Below are 16,233 nucleotides of genomic sequence, written 5' to 3'. Positions count from 1 at the left end.
ATGGTAGCTAGACTTTTACAACAAAACGTCAACTCATTTTAGGAGTGATACTCATGCTAGGATACTCAATTTATTTTTCACAACTAAATATGTCCTTTGTTCAGAAAATGGATGAAAAGGGAATAAAGACAATCTTTACTTCTCTCCATATCCCTGAAGAACAAATGACGCATCAAATGATCCGAAATTTTTTGAAGGATTCAAAGGAAAACAATAGAGACGTTGTTATTGATATTTCTCCTAATACTCTTCAAGTAATTGGTGTTGATGATTACCTTGAAATGAAAGAGCTTGGAGTGAAGACAGTTCGTATTGATTTTGGCATTAGTGATGAGGAAATTGTAGAATTGCAAAAGCATTTTCGGATTGTACTAAACGCTAGTACCCTCGATGAACAAAAAATTTGCGAGTTACAGGAAAAAGGATTCAACCTGGGGCATGTGATCGCTATGCATAACTTTTATCCGAGAGAATATACAGGGATATCAATGGAGTTCTTTTCTAATAAAAACAAAGTGTTTCAAAAATATGGAATTAAGGTTTGGGCATTCATTCCAGGAGATAAAGTATTACGAGGCCCGATTTTTGCAGGATTACCAACTGTTGAAAAACATCGAAATCAATCCCCGTATGTAAGTTATGTGGAATTATCACAGGGGTACGATATTGATGGGATCTTTATTGGGGATCCTCAAATAGATGATAACGCATTGGATATGATAAATAGATTTGAAAAAGAAGGAATTATTACTTTACCTACAAGTGAGTTGTCTCCTTACATTCCAAAAGACATGATTTATAACAATCGTCTTGATGAATCAGAAGCTGTTATAAGAATTGAACAAGGAAGAGAATTGTTTTCTAAGAAAGAAGCGTTATATACGACTACAAAATCCGGCGAAAGATTGATAGGAACAATTACTGTAGATAATGCTAAGTATTTACGATATATTGGTGAAACACAAATTATGAAACAAGATTTACCAGAGGATCCGCGAGTAAATAACGTTGGAAATATACATGATGAATATGTAAATCTGTTAGAGTATGTGAGAGCAGGAACGAAAATTAAATTTCAATAACGAAGAGGGCAATACCTATGTACTAGAGGAAAAAAACTGGTCATAGGTATTTTTGTAAGAAGAAATGCTATAGTGAAATAAAGTATAAATAGAAAGAAGCTGAAATAATTGCCGGTGAATAGTATTCGAACACAAGTAGAGTTAGTTTTAGGGGAGTTACCTGATTCGGAGAAAAAAATAGCAGAATATATTCTTTCTCATGCAAAGGAAGTAACCCAGATGACGATACATCAATTAGCAAAAGAAGCAGACGCAAGTAGTGCGGCTGTGGTTCGCTTTTGCCGATCATTAGGGGTGGCTGGTTTTCCGGATTTGAAAGCACGTCTATATGCTGAAGTAGAGCATGTACATCCTGTAGGATATTTTGATATTGAACCGAATGAAAAAGTGCAGTCAATTATTGATAAAACGTTATCGAATACAGTGCAAACACTTCATGATACAGTGGGCCAATTGGAAACGGAATCGATTGGAAAAGTAGTTCATTTCTTAAAAGAGGCAGAAGTTATTTATATTTATGGTGTGGGAGCATCTTTTCTTATTGCAGAGGATGTAGCGCAGAAATGGATTCGTTTAGGTAAAAAAGCTTATGCAATTTCAGACCGTCATTTGTTAGCAGTAGCAATGGCGACTCAATCTGAAAATGCATTATTTTGGGGGATTTCTTATAGTGGAGAAACGAGAGACGTAATAGAACTAATGAAAACAGCAAAAGAGCTTGGATTAAAGACCATTAGCCTTTCACGTTTAGGAAATAGTAAGATTGCTGAGCTAGCAGATGTATCTTTATTTACAGCACGAGCACCGGAAGCAAAAATTCGTAGTGCAGCAACAAGTTCTAGATTTGCTCAACTATTAGTAGTCGATGTTGTTTTCTTTGCATACTCATCTTCTCAATATGAATTTACCGTACAGCAATTAGAAAAGACAAAACATGCTATACACAATCTGCGTGAATAAAAGCTTTTTGTGACAAAGTTGCGAAGGGAAGAAGTTACGTAAGTCTTGAATTAAAAATTGTAGTTGTTTAGCGTATAATCAGTGAGGGATAGAACGATCCCACTGATTAAAGTTTTACATGAAATATAAAGTCAAAAATTAAAATTTGGTTCTTTGCATTTTTCTGATTATCGTGTATGATGAGAAAGTATTGAAAATTAAATCAGTGATAAACTAGGGGTGCCCAAGCTGTGCGTGGGCTGAGAGAGAAGCGCGAGAACTTCTTAACCCTTTGGACCTGATCTGGCTCGTACCAGCGTAGGGAAGTTAACGGCTTTACATAACGATGTCTTTATGAGCCAGGTCCTTGTTTTACTATGGACCTGGCTCTTTTTATTTTGGCATGCGCTGGCCACAAGTTCTCTTCTCGTCCTAAAGCTGAACCGATCACTCTGGTCGGATGAAGTGCAAATCAAGATAGCTGAAATTACTCAGGGTTGGTTGGAGGCTCTGAGTAAGGAAGGTTTCTTGAAACGATAAAGGGGAGGAAACACAAATTATGAAGCAATCTGTTTCAGCTGAGCAAATTGAATTGAAGTCGAGTTTACCAGGGAGTAAGAAAGTTTATATTGATGGTCCGCGTGAAGGTATGAAAGTACCGATGCGTGAGATTGAGCAAAGTGATACAAACGGTGTACCAAATCCATCCATTCGTGTTTACGATACAAGTGGTCCGTACACAGATCCTGAGTACAAAGTAGAGCTAGAAAAAGGGATTCCAACACCTCGCCGCAGCTGGATTGTTGAGCGCGGAGATGTAGAGGAGTATGAAGGGCGCGAAATTAAGCCAGAAGATGATGGTGTAAAAGCAGCATCTAACCATACTCCTGTGTTTCCGCAGATGGATCGCAGGCCACTTCGTGCAAGAAAAGGTGCAAATGTGACGCAGATGCACTATGCACGTAACGGCATCATTACATCTGAGATGGAATATATTGCGATTCGTGAAGGGGTAGAGCCTGAGTTTGTTCGAAAAGAAATTGCCGAAGGACGCGCTATTTTACCAGCAAACATTAATCACCCAGAAGCAGAACCGATGATTATTGGCCGCAATTTCCATGTGAAAGTAAATGCCAATATCGGCAACTCTGCTGTTTCTTCTTCCATTGCAGAAGAAGTAGAGAAGATGACATGGGCAACGCGCTGGGGCGCAGATACAATTATGGATTTATCGACAGGGAAAAATATTCATACAACTCGCGAATGGATTATTCGCAACGCTCCTGTACCAGTTGGAACAGTGCCGATTTACCAAGCGCTAGAAAAAGTAAATGGCATTGCTGAAGATTTAACGTGGGAAGTATATCGCGACACGTTAATTGAACAGGCAGAGCAAGGCGTTGACTATTTTACAATTCATGCAGGTGTATTACTTCGTTACATTCCAATTACAGCAAAACGTACGACAGGGATTGTTTCACGCGGCGGGTCTATTATGGCGCAGTGGTGTTTATATCATCATAAAGAAAACTTTTTATATACTCACTTTGAAGAGATTTGTGAAATTATGAAACAATATGACGTGTCATTCTCTTTAGGAGATGGATTACGTCCAGGTTCGATTGCGGATGCAAATGATGAAGCACAATTCTCTGAGCTTGAAACGCTTGGTGAGTTAACGAAAATTGCTTGGAAGCACGATGTTCAAGTTATGATTGAAGGACCAGGTCATGTACCGATGCACTTAATTAAAGAGAATATGGATAAAGAACTTGATATTTGCCAAGGTGCACCGTTCTATACACTCGGACCTTTAACAACGGATATTGCACCAGGTTATGACCATATTACATCTGCGATTGGTGCAGCGATGATCGGCTGGTTTGGTACAGCAATGCTTTGCTATGTAACACCGAAAGAGCATTTAGGTTTGCCAAATAAAGATGACGTTCGCGAAGGGGTTATTACGTATAAAATTGCAGCGCATGCGGCTGACCTTGCGAAAGGACACAAAACAGCACACCAACGTGATGATGCACTTTCAAAAGCTCGTTTTGAATTCCGCTGGCGCGATCAATTTAACTTATCGTTAGATCCTGAACGTGCAATGGATTTCCACGACGAAACATTGCCAGCAGAAGGAGCAAAAACAGCTCATTTCTGTTCCATGTGTGGTCCGAAGTTCTGTAGTATGAGAATTTCGCATGACATTCGTGAATATGCGAAAGAAAATGATTTAGAAACAACAGAAGCAATTGAAAAAGGTATGAAAGAGAAAGCAGAAGAATTTAAAGAAACTGGTAGTCATTTATATCAATAATTGAATTTGAGATGGGGTACGAATACTCGCAAGCAGCGAGAGATATGTACTGCCCCGAACACCTTTTTACTTGATTGATCACGTGTACCTAATTGAAATATAGAAGAAGCCCCCTTTGCTAAGACGGTAGCAAAGGGGGCTGTTGTTTTTTAGAGGGATAACGTTATAACTGTTGTGAGCGGAATGGTAATATTTGTGAGATGAAAAGAAGCTATTCTTCAAGAATCCCTATCTTCCGTAAATGTTTGGAATAGCCTCTTGTTTCATCTTTATTATTCTTTTAGAAACGTTCGATCCTTCAAGAATAAATTCCAGAAGAAAATAAAGCCTGGCAGTAAAATCGCGATGCCGACTGCATAGAGGATGAGTAGTGCATAGAATGTTTCTTTCGTTGTAAAGCTTGTAAATACAGTAACGTCTGGATAAATGATATACGGTAAATGTGCAACGCCATACGCATAGCTCGCAAATGCATATTGGGCAACAACTGCTAATACTGCAAGGCGAGGCCAGCCGAGTGAGCCGTGTTTTTTATTCGTCCACCAAAGAGAAGAATAACCGATTACAAATAAAATAATGGAGACTGTGAACCATGGAAATTGTTTGATTAATCCTTGCATGAGCCAGTGTGTTTCTGGATCCATAACAACAAGGGCGATGATGGCGGTAACGAGTGTTGCTGGGCCGAGTATGATGGCGTTGCGTCTATACAGACGATACGTATCTTCTGAGCGCTGTTCTCTCGCAAAGTCAGCTAGAAATAGAGAAGATAGGAAGAGCTCAGAAGTTAATCCGAACAACATATACCAATAGATAACAGGGCTTGATAGTAGTTTCCCATATAATAGAACTTCTTTTCCGCCAGCGGTCGAAATGTAGGCACCTTCTGTTACTGGCAACACTGTAATTAATAAGGCTGGGATTAAAAGTCCGGTAATGCCAGAAATGAAGCGCAGGACATGTTCGTATTTTGGAACAGAGTAAGCAAACACCATAAATGTACTTCGAATCGCAACGAGAACTAAAATTAGTGTTACAGGAACGAACATAACTGTTGCGAGTGTAAATGCTGCTTTCGGAAAGAAGCCAAGAAAGGCGACAACAACAAAGACGAGAAATGTATTTGTTACTTCCCATGTTGGAGATAAATAACGATTGGCTAGTTTTCCAGCTAGCGTCGGATGTTTCGCGTATACCATGCCCCAAAACCCGGCCCCAAAATCAATGGAACCTAAAATGCTGTATACGAAGATAATGGCCCATAAGATGATAATCGCAATATTTGCCTCATGCACGAGGATCTCCTCCTTGCTGCTTTAGATCGTTTTTTAATGGATGTCTTCTAAAGAATGTTCGTAGTACGAAAATCGTTAAAGCGCCAAGACCAATATACAAAATGATGAATAAAACAAATAAGGGCCCGACGAAATCAGCGCGCGTAGCGGCATCCGTTGTGCGCTGCATCCCATAAATTGTCCAAGGCTGACGACCGCTACAGCTGAAAATCCACCCAAATTCAATACCGAGCATCATAATCGGTCCACATGCAGCGGTAGCCCATAGAAGCCATTTTGGTAATGCCGCTCCTCTTTTTCGATAGATGAAGTACCAATATACAAGGGCAATCGCGGCTACAGCAAAGGTAAATGCAGCTGTACCGACCATTAAATTAAAGAACGTATGCGTATAAAATGGCGGCCACGTTTCTTGCGGAAATTCCTTTAATCCTTTAACAACGGTGTTGGGGTCTAAGCCAACGAGTAAGCTGAGCATATTTGGGATTTCTAGACCGTATTTTAGTTCATGGGTTGCAGAATCAACAAACCCGCCAATTGCAAGTGGAGCGTGTGATGTTGTATCAAATAATGCTTCCGCTGCTGCTAATTTTTCCGGAGAATGTTCATGTAAAGCGATAGCGGATTCATGCCCAGACAGCCACATGATTGCACCGGTAATAAATGTGACAACGAGGCCTAAAAATAGTCCTTTTTTATGATAAGTAATTTCACGTGCATCTACATTTCGTTTTAATAGTTTAAAGCCAGCGATAGAAGCGATGACGGCGGCTCCTGTTGCATAAGCCGTAATGACAACGTGAAAGGAGCTTGTGAAGAAACTTGGATTAAAGAACGCTTTCCACGGATCAACGTTAAAAACAGAGCCATCAGGGTTCATAGAAAAGCCCGCAGGTGTATTCATCCATGTGTTCGCCGAAGTAATTAACACAGCGGATGCAGTGGCACCGAGCATCACAAAAAAGAGTGAGATTAATCGCATAAATGGGGGCAATTTATCTGCTGCATAGACATAAATGGACATAAATAAAGCCTCTAAGAAGAAGGCGAAAATCTCAATTTGAAATGGAACAGAAATGACTTGACCGACAATTTTGGCGAATCCAGGCCAAAGAAGTGAAATTTGTACACCGACGATTGTTCCAGTAGGAATCGCCACACCAAGAAGGATGGCGAAGGCCTTTGTCCACCTTTTTGCCATAATGGCGTAATCGGAATCTTTCTTCCAGTGGTATAATACTTCGCTTATAAAAATCATTAAAGAGAGTCCGATTCCAAGGGTTGCAAAAATAATATGGAATGCGAGTGACGATCCAAAGAAAGCTCGTGACAATGTAACAGTATCCATAACTCTACACCTCTTCATTTTTGCCATTATTTTCTGATTGAACTGGAAAATTTATTCAAAAAACTGCCAAAAATATATATGTATTTTAAAAACTGATTATGATATTATGTTTTTTGAAATCTTCTGAAAAATGTACAAGGAAAATAATTTTATTTGTATTTTAAAACAAAATCTTTTATAATTCTTTTGCGAACGTTAGTTCTGTTTCGGAGCGATCGAAATTAATAAATGAAGAAGTTCATGTAAAAACGGAGGAGGATGTTTGTATGTATCCTGAAGTCATTAGAAAAATGGCGTTTTCGAAAGAGCATAAAGATTTATTATTAAAGTTATACAATAAAGAAATTACAAGACGTGAATATGATCACCTTGTTCAATCACTGTACCGCCCTAAGAATGAGGCTAATTAAGAAACGTATGAAAGAATAGAAAATGAGGGGCAACCTAAAGGGTTGTCTTTTAAACGTTTCCGTATGTTCTGTCAAGATTGCGGTAATTTTATTTGTTTTTTAGAAGAAAGCCTGCAAAAAACTAATGTTATAGGAAAATAAGATGGTATAATGTGAAACGTGGAAGAGTAAACGACTTTCTCTTTTCAACATTTTAACAGAATTAAAGGGGCATATTATGAAGCGTAATATCATTTTTGGATGTGTTTTTTTATTAGGCCTTAGTATTTTTTTATATCCAACTGTAAGTAATTGGCTAGCGACAAGGGCACATTATTCTGAAGTTAGCACGTATGATAAGAACGTAAAAGCACTTCAAAAGAAAGAAATCGAGCGTTTGGAAAAAGAAGCAAACGAATATAATAAAAAGGTTCAAAATGAGAATCAATCATTTACAGATCCATTTAGTACAGACAAAAAGGGCGATTCGAAATCTTATGCAGATGCGTTAAACTTAGGAGAGGTAATGGGGTATGTTGAGATACCGACAATTGATGTAAAACTTCCTATTTATCATGGGACTTCTGAAGAAGTTTTAAGTAGAGGAGTGGGCCATATCGAGCAGTCGTCTTTACCGGTTGGTGGAGAAAGTACGCATACCATTTTGACAGGGCACCGCGGGCTCCCTTCAGCATTGCTGTTTACTAATTTAGATAAATTAGTGGAATCTGATATTTTTTATATTCATTCACTAGATAAGGTTCTTGCTTATAAAGTTGATCAAATTAAAGTGGTATTGCCGAATGAAATAGATGACTTAGGAGTTGTAAAAGGGGAAGACTATGCCACTTTAATTACGTGTACGCCTTATGGTGTGAATACACATAGGTTATTAATTAGAGGGCACCGAGTTCCTTATAATGTAAAAGAAAAAGAAGCAGTTATGCAGAAGGCATCTACGATAGACAAAAGGCTAGTAGCAGCTTCTGGAGTTGTTGTTATAGGTGGACTTGCATTTCTCATTTATAAGAGAAGAAAGAAGAAGAAACAGATTTCTGAATAGGAAAAGCTGTCCTAAATAGGAACTGATAAAGTGAAACTTTAATCAGTGGGGAGTTTCTTCATCCTCCACTGATTATTAGCCCTCACCAATCGGGCTTTTACGGGCAGTTGATCCCCCACCTATCTACCTTGCTTCTCTCTGAATTTTGAGGTGGGGGTCTGACTGCCCGTTAATGCAGGATAAAAATAATAGCTCTTCTCATGGCCGAAAAAGGTTATGAGAAGAGCTATTATTTTTTTGCTAGGTTAGTTATCCGGAAATCTGAAATTCGTATCTCTATGTAAATCCATTTTGGTTTTTCGACACATAACCCGCTGCTATGAAGAACAAAAAGTGAACTACACTCATTTTCTCTCTTTGTTTTCACTTGGCATGGGGCAGGAAAAGGTGCTGACCGCTTCTATGCATGGCCGGATGCTCTCTCCCACCTAAAAAGAATGGTTTGATGTTAGTTTTTTAATTTGGATTTATATATGTGCTACTTTGATGAAATGTTTGAAAAATAATGAATCACAAATTCACGGAACTGCCGCGCAGCCGAGGATAAGTAGCGGCTTTTTGACCAACCTAATCCGATGGTTCGCTTACAATTTGGTTCGATAATATGCAGCCGGTTTGATGAAAGATTAGGATTTCGGAATAAAGTAAGACTTGGAACAAAGGCAATACCTAAGCCTCGGTTAATTAATTCATTGATGACTCCAGGTTCGTCCACTTCAAAAGCAATATGTGGTATAAAGCCAGCTTCTTTGCAAAATTCATCTGTTAATTGACGAAAGCCATATCCTGTATTCATGCTAATAAATGGTTCGTTTTTCACTTCATGAAGATGGATACTACCGCGATTTGCTAAAGGATGTCCAGAAGGAACAACTAAGAAAATCTCTTCAGTCATGAGTGGTTCCCAAATGATTTCAGGACCTTCAATTGGAACAGAAGAAATGCAAAAATCAATTTCCATCTCTTCAAGTTGACGTTTCATAGAAGAAGTAGATTCTAGAAATTGTTGGAATCGAACATTAGGCTGTTCATTTAAAAACGAACTGAGCAGTTCTGGCAATATTCTAGGTATAGAGACGGCTAATGTAATAGAATTTTGATGGAATTCGGCTAAATCTTTAATCTCCCGTTTTCCTTCGCTTAATTCATGAAAAGCTCGTTCTACCCGTTTTAAAAATACTTTGCCAAATGAGTTTAATGTTATTTTTCGCCCTTGTCGGTCAAACAAAGGGACTCCTAAATCTTTTTCTAAGCGAGCGATTGTTTTACTAAGTGAAGGCTGGGCAATGCGTAGTTCTTCAGCTGCTTTTGTCATATGTTCTAACTTGGCAACAGTTTGAAAGTATTTCAATTGAAGAAGTTCCATACTTTTTCTCCTTCTTATAGACTTAAAGGAATGAATTGATAATTAAAGATGTATTATACAATATGAAAAGTGACGTGTATAGTAAATCTGTTACACGGTTGAGAACCTTTAAGTGAGCAATCGTGATTAGGTAGAAGAAGGGGCACGTAACATGAAAGGAATTCAACTCATTTTTAAAGATTGGAAGGCGATGTGGGCCCATAAGCACGGAAGAATTGCTCTAATGTTTCTGCTAATTGTTCCTTTAATTTATGCAGGATTCTTTTTAGCTGGATATTGGGATCCATATGGCCGATTAGATAAACTCCCTGTTGCAGTTGTAAACATGGATCAAGGAGCTGTAATGGATGAAAAATCCATTCAGGCAGGGGATGACTTTGTTGAAAATCTAAAAGAGAATAAGGAACTCGCATTTCATTTTGTGTCTGCAAAAGATGCAGAGCAAGGATTGAAAGAAGACAAGTATTATATGGTTGTTACGGTTCCAAAAGATTTTTCTCAAAAAGTAAGTACGCTCATGGATGAACATCCTAAGCCGGCGCAGCTACAGTACGCAGTAAATCCAGGGAAAAACTTTGTGGCGGCTCAAATTGGGACAACAGCGGTCGAAAATATGAAAACAAAAATTTCAAATAGTATTACGAAATCATATACAGAGGGAGTCTTCTCGAAGTTTCAAGACTTAGCAAACGGATTAAAAGATGCAAGTGAAGGTGCAAAAAAATTAAATCAAGGAACGACAGAAGCTAAAGATGGAACAATGCAGCTTGCTGATGGCATTCATCGTTTTAATGATGGAACGGGGCAATTAAAAGAAGGTAGTAATAAACTTGCAGAAGGTCAAGTTGCTTTAGTACAGGGTGCACAAGAACTAAAGCAAGGAACACAAGCACTTCACGGTGGTATGGAGCAGCTATCTCAAGGTGAGCAAGCATTACAACAAGGCGTAGGTCAATTAACTGCTGGAACAAATGAATGGATCGCTGGAAATGAAAAGTTGGCTGAAGGTCAAGAGAAAGCGGATGATGCGGCAAGCTCTTTAAAAAAACAATTAGCGGATTATGTACAAAATCATCCAGAATTTCAGCAAGATCCTGCTTTTCAAAAAATTATTGCGACAGCGAATGGTGTAGCAAGTGCGACAAATACATTGAATAGTAGTCAACAACAGCTATCTCAAGGAGCAAAGAAATTAGCTGAGGGACAAGCGCATATAGAAAGTGGCATGAACCAATTTAGTAGTAAGCTTGGTGAAGCTACTGTAGGAGCAAAGAAATTATCTGACGGTGCTACGAAATTGGATAATGGATTTAATCAATGGAGCAAAGGATTTGGTGCTATACATGATGGGATTGATCATCTTGTAAGCGGCGGAAAAGAGCTGAATAATGGCGCCGATACATTAACGAATGGTCTTGTTCAATTAGAAGATGGCTCGAATGAATTATATACGAAATTAGGCGAAGGAGCAGAAAAGACAGCCAATGTTCGTAATAATGATGCGGTGACATCTATGTTTTCAGAACCTGTTCAACTTGTGAAATCATCTGTTTCAGAAGTACCGAATTACGGTTCTGGAATTGCGCCTTATTTCTTATCGCTTGCGTTTTATGTTGGTGGAATTATGGCATCAAATATTTTACCGCTTGGAAGAAGACAAAATATGAAGGTAAGTGGAACGGTTCATTTTATTAACAAATTAGGTTTAGTTTACTTAATTGGATTGATTCAAGCACTTATTGTAGATACGGCCGTTCTTGGAATATTGAAACTAGAAGTTGCAAGCGCGCCGTTGTTTATTGTATCAAGCATTATTATTTCTTTTACATTCATGACATTTATTCTTATGTTAGTAACGGTATTTGGTATTGTTGGGAAGTTTTTAGCAGTAACTCTTCTCGTTCTTCAGCTTGCGACAAGCGGCGGGACATTCCCGGGAGAATTAAATATAGCGGTATTAAGTAAGATTGGTGAATTCCTTCCAATGTCTCATTCGCTCAGAGGACTTCAGGATGTTATCTCGCTAGGAGATTGGTCACAATTACGAATGCAAATTTTAATTTTATTATGTTATGTAGTTGTTGCGGGTGGAATCGCTTGGATTACAAGTCATCTGCAACATAAAGAAACTGCTGTAGAACAGGTTTCTTCTTAATAAGAAAGGGAACTGCCTTAATTTGATGAGGTTGGTTTGTATGTATTGGTGAATGAAATTTTATCGGCGATTTTTCAAATATATCGACCGTTTCTCACAATATATCAGCGATTCGACAAAGAATATCGACTAACCAACAAAAAACGACAAAAACGGGGGCCCTTTAGCTCCTGTTTCCTAACAAACTGAGAAGTTGTCCAAATAAATTGGACAACTTCTTTTATTTTTTGCTTCTTAATAATGGTAGGGAAGGCATGGGCACCAGCCATTTTAATACGGGTGCTGGAGAAGGGCCTGTAATCCATGTATGGAAGGGAAGTATGCTACATAGAACCATTGTGATGATAGAGAGTGTTGCTGTGAGAAAAAATAGTAATAAACTATATAGAATTGTATTTGTTTGTATTGGAAATAGAGATAGTAAATTTGTGATAATCTGTAGAAAGAAAAAGTGTGCTAAATAGGATCCGTACGTGTAATTTCCGATAAAACGTAATGTTTTATATAACACGCCTCGCCGCTGAACAATCATGATCGATAACATGTATAGTATTAAAATTTCGCATACAATGTATAAAAACATAGATGGCTTTAAATAGGTAGATACAGTAAGGTGAATGGAATTTACACCATAAAAGCTAAATAGTTCATAGTTGATGAATAAGAATAGAATAAAAAATAAGATCGTTATAAGTGGCATATGTTTGATTACAAATAAACGAAAAGCTCGAAGTGCTACAGCTGCGATTCCTCCCATAACAAAGTAAAATGAATAAAAGAAGAAGGAACGATCTGTATAATGCAAAATGGTTGATTGCGTGAGGACTTCGCCATTAAAAATATAGTGGGAAGAGTACCACATTAAGAGAAAATAGATGCTAGCAAAAACGATCATATATTTGTATAAGTCTTGCTGATTATGTGCTCGTATTTGAAACCAATGGAACACTCCGCATAGCAAGGGAAACATTAAATGAATTTGGAACATCATAATGACATACCAAAGGTGAGGAGCAGCGGTTCCAAGGAACAGGCTTTTTATTCCGTTTTGCATTGTTACGACTTGATTTGTTGTAAATAAGTACACGATGGACCAAAAGAAGTAAGGAGCAAGCAAGTGTGTTGTTTTTTCATAGATGTATGCTGTATAAACAATTCGCTTTGTGTATTGTCGTATTAAATGGAACCCAACAATGAAGATGAATGCGGGTGCTGAAAATTTTGCGAGATTAAACAGCATTCCCATAATGAGAGATTGTTCTAATGCGATGTTTCCTTGGTTTATTGTATATAGTAGGGAAGTTTGCAAAACAACAGCAAGAAATGCAATGCTTTGCAAAACTTTAAATTCTGGTGCGTTTTGTGTCATAGTTTCCATCTCCTTTGTCATACATGATTATAGTACGAAGGAGGGGAAAGGGCTGTGGAAACTTTGTGAAATATATAACAAAGTTATGAAAAGTGAAAAGAAGAGGATGCCCATTTTAAGCATCCCCTTCTATATTATGCAAGTTTGTTTTTTACCCAATCTTTTCCTTCAACAAGACGAGCTGTTAAAACGGCACAAGCGTTATCGCCTGTTACGTTTAACATCGTTGCTGGTGGATCAATGATTGTACTAATAGCTGCGATAATTGGTAGTGCTTCTGGCGGGAAACCATATAGAGATACGATTAACATTTCACCGATCATACCGCCGCCAGGAATGGCACCCATTACGGTTCCAACTAGTAGGGAAACAACAAGTGCGATTGCTAATGTTTTTGGACTTGAGAATTCCATATTGAAAATCCCGAATAAGAACGCGATTTTAATGACGCCACCTAAAACAGATCCGTCTTTATGCAGCGTAGAACCAAGAAGGACAACCGTTTCACGTATATCAGAAGAAATACCCATCTTCTTCGTTGCTTCTAAGTTCGCTGGAATACTGGCTGCACTACTACAAGTTGCAAGTGATGTAACTGTAGGAGAAACCATGTTTCTCCAAAAGATTTGTACACCTTGCTTACGTCCAGCGAGGTAAGCATAAAATGTGAAGAAAACAAAGAAATATATGATAGAAGCTGGGTAGTATACCATTGCTGCTCGGAAATATGTTCCAAGAAGCTGTGGTCCAAATTCACCAACTAACGCTGCGAAGTAGGCAGCAAGTCCAATTGGAGCATAGTACATAATGAAAGAAACAACTTTCATTGAGATTTCTGCACCAGATTGTAAGAAGGTAGCGAATGGTTTTCCTTTTTCGCCAACTGCTGAAGTTGCTACTCCCATTAAAATAGAGAAGAAAATAAGAGCTAGCATATTTTCGCGAGATAGTAGCTTAGAAAAATCTGATACTGTAAAGATGCCAACGATTTGATCGGCAACGCTAATATTTGCAACTTTATCAGGCTTTGTTAATTCTAAGACAACACCTTGGGCGGGCGGGAATACTTTCACAACAATAATCATAAAAATAGCAGCAATAATACTTGTAAATAAGAAAGTCCCAGCCATGCTAGACATAATTTTTCCGAAACGCTTTAATCCATCCATATTGGCGATAGATGAGGCAATGCTAAAGAAAACGAGAGGTACAACAATCGTAAACATTAAGTTTAAGAAAATGTCACCAAGCGGTTTTAAAGCAACTGCATCGGTACCCATGAAATAACCAATGAAACCACCAATTAGGATGGAAGATAATAAAATAAGTGGAAAGCGGTAAGCCTTCATAATATATATCCTCCTATCTATTTGAAAAAAATCTTACTGAACCATTATAACGAGTTGAAGTATTCTTTGCTAGGAAAACACAGATAGAGGAAAATGATCGAAAATAGAGATTTTTTTGTTTTTATATTCGTCATATGAAAGGTTATTTAAACTAGAAATATTGTAAAAAAATTCCCCTTTTTCAAAAAAACATAAGAGTTGTTTGAAGAAGGGTTCATTTACTATAATGTCTTTAGTAGTTAATGTTGGAATCGCTTACAGAGCAGGGTGGTCTTGAGACGAAAAAAGAGATATCAAATATGACAAATCGATACAGATAGTTTTAGGGTTACGATGGTATTCTTTATTTAAGATTTATAAAAGTATAGAATAAGCAATAAGTAGCGCAAGGAAAAAGGGGCGTAAAGAGATAAGATGGATACAGTAGAGACAAAAGCTTTTCATTTAATTTTACATGGTGGAAATGCAAGAAGTTGCGCAATGGAAGCAATTGATTATGCGAAGCGTGGAAAATTTGAAGAAGCGGAAGCTAAATTGCAAAGCGCGCTTCAAGAATTACATGAAGCACATCGTTTGCAAACAGACTTGATACAAAGAGAAGCTGCTGGGGAAAAAACGGAAGTTAAACTGCTTATGGTTCATGCACAAGATCATTTGATGAATGCCATAACGGTGAAGGAATTAGCGAGCGAATTTGTAGAACTATATAAGAAAATGTTAGTGAAAGAATAAGACTTTGCGTATGCAAGGTCTTCAGAGTGTTAGGGAACAGGAGCTGGGTAACTTCTGTTTTTTTTGTTGTTTTTTGTTGGTTAGTCGATATCCCTTGTCGAATCGTCGATATATTCAAATTTGCGCCGATATATGATGAGAAACGATCGATATATTGGAAAAATCGCTAATAAAATTTCATTCACCACTTTATAGGAACACATCATATTTCTTTTTATAATTTTGCAGCAGTTCCCTTTCCACGCGGCCTGTCTAGTCTTATTTATGTAGGAAAAAAGGTCGGTTATGTGAAAAAGATAACCACTTATGTGCGAATCTATTTCCTTTTTCCAATTATATGTAACAATAAAAGTGTAAGGGAGGTGGAAAGGAGTGAAGATTCACCTTGAATTAAATCCATCACAAGATGAAATAGAGATTATTATAAAGACAAAAGAAGTAACCGATGAAGTGCAGCATCTTTTAAAAAGGATAGAAGGAGGGGGTACGAAACAAATTGTTGGAATTTTAGGTCAGCAATATTATTTATTAGAACTGAAAGATATTTATTGGTTTTATGCAGAGGATCGAAAGGTAATGGCTCAAACGCCGAAAGGAATTCTTGAGGTGAAATCACGTTTATACGAATTAGAAGCAAAATTACAAGGTGATCGCTTTGCACGATTTTCAAAGTCTACCCTTGCTAATTTACAACATGTAACAAGCTTTGAAATGTCTTTTAGCGGAAGTATGTGCGCCCACTTTTCTAATGGAATGAAAGAGTATGTTTCCAGAAAATATGTAACTCTTATTAAAGAGGTTTTAAATATAGGAGGGGGTTAAAGCA

The 16,233-nt window shown here is 37.8% G+C and carries 13 protein-coding genes and 1 riboswitch; of the genes, 8 read left to right on the top strand and 5 right to left on the bottom strand.

Annotated features, from left to right (window positions below; genetic code table 11):
• The first annotated feature begins 53 nt into the window (after positions 1-53).
• The 3 genes from ACX5JI_RS15195 (at position 54) to thiC (ending at position 4,341) form a co-directional block, all read left to right on the top strand.
• Positions 54-1,082, top strand: a complete 1,029-nt coding sequence (locus tag ACX5JI_RS15195) for a MupG family TIM beta-alpha barrel fold protein (RefSeq protein WP_459501869.1) — start codon at positions 54-56, stop codon at positions 1,080-1,082.
• A gap of 114 nt (positions 1,083-1,196) precedes the next feature.
• A complete protein-coding gene (locus ACX5JI_RS15190; protein WP_459501868.1) occupies positions 1,197-2,042 on the top strand; it encodes a MurR/RpiR family transcriptional regulator in 846 nt (281 codons plus the stop codon).
• A gap of 205 nt (positions 2,043-2,247) precedes the next feature.
• Positions 2,248-2,363, top strand: a riboswitch (TPP riboswitch).
• Positions 2,364-2,580: 217 nt separating this feature from the next.
• Complete coding sequence (thiC, locus tag ACX5JI_RS15185; RefSeq protein ID WP_459501867.1) at positions 2,581-4,341, top strand: phosphomethylpyrimidine synthase ThiC; 1,761 nt, start codon at positions 2,581-2,583, stop codon at positions 4,339-4,341.
• A 272-nt stretch (positions 4,342-4,613) separates the two neighbouring features.
• Here the strand turns inward: thiC and ACX5JI_RS15180 are convergent, their stop codons facing one another.
• Both ACX5JI_RS15180 and ACX5JI_RS15175 read right to left on the bottom strand, forming a co-directional pair.
• On the bottom strand, positions 4,614-5,636 hold the full coding sequence (locus ACX5JI_RS15180; RefSeq protein ID WP_459501866.1) for a cytochrome d ubiquinol oxidase subunit II: 1,023 nt from the start codon (positions 5,634-5,636) through the stop codon (positions 4,614-4,616).
• Positions 5,629-6,984: a cytochrome ubiquinol oxidase subunit I gene (locus tag ACX5JI_RS15175; RefSeq protein WP_459501865.1), complete on the bottom strand. Its 1,356-nt coding sequence runs from the start codon at positions 6,982-6,984 to the stop codon at positions 5,629-5,631. Before ACX5JI_RS15175 ends, ACX5JI_RS15180 begins: the two co-directional genes overlap by 8 nt.
• Before the next feature lie 266 nt (positions 6,985-7,250).
• On the opposite strand from ACX5JI_RS15175, the gene ACX5JI_RS15170 reads away from it, so the two are divergent.
• A complete protein-coding gene (locus tag ACX5JI_RS15170; protein WP_459501864.1) occupies positions 7,251-7,394 on the top strand; it encodes a hypothetical protein in 144 nt (47 codons plus the stop codon).
• 217 nt (positions 7,395-7,611) lie between these two features.
• Complete coding sequence (locus tag ACX5JI_RS15165; protein WP_459501863.1) at positions 7,612-8,436, top strand: class C sortase; 825 nt, start codon at positions 7,612-7,614, stop codon at positions 8,434-8,436.
• A gap of 478 nt (positions 8,437-8,914) precedes the next feature.
• Here ACX5JI_RS15165 and ACX5JI_RS15160 read toward each other — a convergent pair whose 3' ends face one another.
• Complete coding sequence (locus ACX5JI_RS15160; protein WP_459501862.1) at positions 8,915-9,802, bottom strand: LysR family transcriptional regulator; 888 nt, start codon at positions 9,800-9,802, stop codon at positions 8,915-8,917.
• 151 nt (positions 9,803-9,953) lie between these two features.
• Here ACX5JI_RS15160 and ACX5JI_RS15155 point away from each other — a divergent pair, with 151 nt between their 5' ends.
• On the top strand, positions 9,954-11,957 hold the full coding sequence (locus tag ACX5JI_RS15155) for a YhgE/Pip family protein (protein WP_459501861.1): 2,004 nt from the start codon (positions 9,954-9,956) through the stop codon (positions 11,955-11,957).
• A gap of 220 nt (positions 11,958-12,177) precedes the next feature.
• Here ACX5JI_RS15155 and ACX5JI_RS15150 read toward each other — a convergent pair whose 3' ends face one another.
• The gene (locus ACX5JI_RS15150; RefSeq protein WP_459501860.1) at positions 12,178-13,347 is read right to left on the bottom strand and encodes an acyltransferase family protein; all 1,170 of its coding nucleotides are present in this window, start codon (positions 13,345-13,347) and stop codon (positions 12,178-12,180) included.
• A gap of 113 nt (positions 13,348-13,460) precedes the next feature.
• Complete coding sequence (locus ACX5JI_RS15145) at positions 13,461-14,675, bottom strand: dicarboxylate/amino acid:cation symporter (RefSeq protein ID WP_459501859.1); 1,215 nt, start codon at positions 14,673-14,675, stop codon at positions 13,461-13,463.
• Positions 14,676-15,089: 414 nt separating this feature from the next.
• On the opposite strand from ACX5JI_RS15145, the gene ACX5JI_RS15140 reads away from it, so the two are divergent.
• A complete protein-coding gene (locus ACX5JI_RS15140; protein ID WP_459501858.1) occupies positions 15,090-15,407 on the top strand; it encodes a PTS sugar transporter subunit IIA in 318 nt (105 codons plus the stop codon).
• Between the two features lie 372 nt (positions 15,408-15,779).
• A complete protein-coding gene (locus tag ACX5JI_RS15135) occupies positions 15,780-16,229 on the top strand; it encodes a LytTR family DNA-binding domain-containing protein (RefSeq protein WP_459501857.1) in 450 nt (149 codons plus the stop codon).
• Positions 16,230-16,233: the final 4 nt, after the last annotated feature.

It is taken from the genome of Bacillus sp. C1 (genome assembly GCF_054570475.1).
This window is presented reverse-complemented; position numbering and strand designations above follow the sequence as displayed.

What these genes read in the sequence shown, in the direction of transcription:
- ACX5JI_RS15195 (WP_459501869.1), top strand. Translation starts at nt 54, where the DNA reads ATGCTAGGATACTCAATTTATTTTTCACAACTAAATATGTCCTTTGTT.
- thiC (WP_459501867.1), top strand. Translation starts at nt 2,581, where the DNA reads ATGAAGCAATCTGTTTCAGCTGAGCAAATTGAATTGAAGTCGAGTTTA.
- ACX5JI_RS15175 (WP_459501865.1), bottom strand. Translation starts at nt 6,984, where the DNA reads ATGGATACTGTTACATTGTCACGAGCTTTCTTTGGATCGTCACTCGCA.
- ACX5JI_RS15170 (WP_459501864.1), top strand. Translation starts at nt 7,251, where the DNA reads ATGTATCCTGAAGTCATTAGAAAAATGGCGTTTTCGAAAGAGCATAAA.
- ACX5JI_RS15165 (WP_459501863.1), top strand. Translation starts at nt 7,612, where the DNA reads ATGAAGCGTAATATCATTTTTGGATGTGTTTTTTTATTAGGCCTTAGT.
- ACX5JI_RS15160 (WP_459501862.1), bottom strand. Translation starts at nt 9,802, where the DNA reads ATGGAACTTCTTCAATTGAAATACTTTCAAACTGTTGCCAAGTTAGAA.
- ACX5JI_RS15155 (WP_459501861.1), top strand. Translation starts at nt 9,954, where the DNA reads ATGAAAGGAATTCAACTCATTTTTAAAGATTGGAAGGCGATGTGGGCC.
- ACX5JI_RS15150 (WP_459501860.1), bottom strand. Translation starts at nt 13,347, where the DNA reads ATGACAAAGGAGATGGAAACTATGACACAAAACGCACCAGAATTTAAA.
- ACX5JI_RS15145 (WP_459501859.1), bottom strand. Translation starts at nt 14,675, where the DNA reads ATGAAGGCTTACCGCTTTCCACTTATTTTATTATCTTCCATCCTAATT.
- ACX5JI_RS15140 (WP_459501858.1), top strand. Translation starts at nt 15,090, where the DNA reads ATGGATACAGTAGAGACAAAAGCTTTTCATTTAATTTTACATGGTGGA.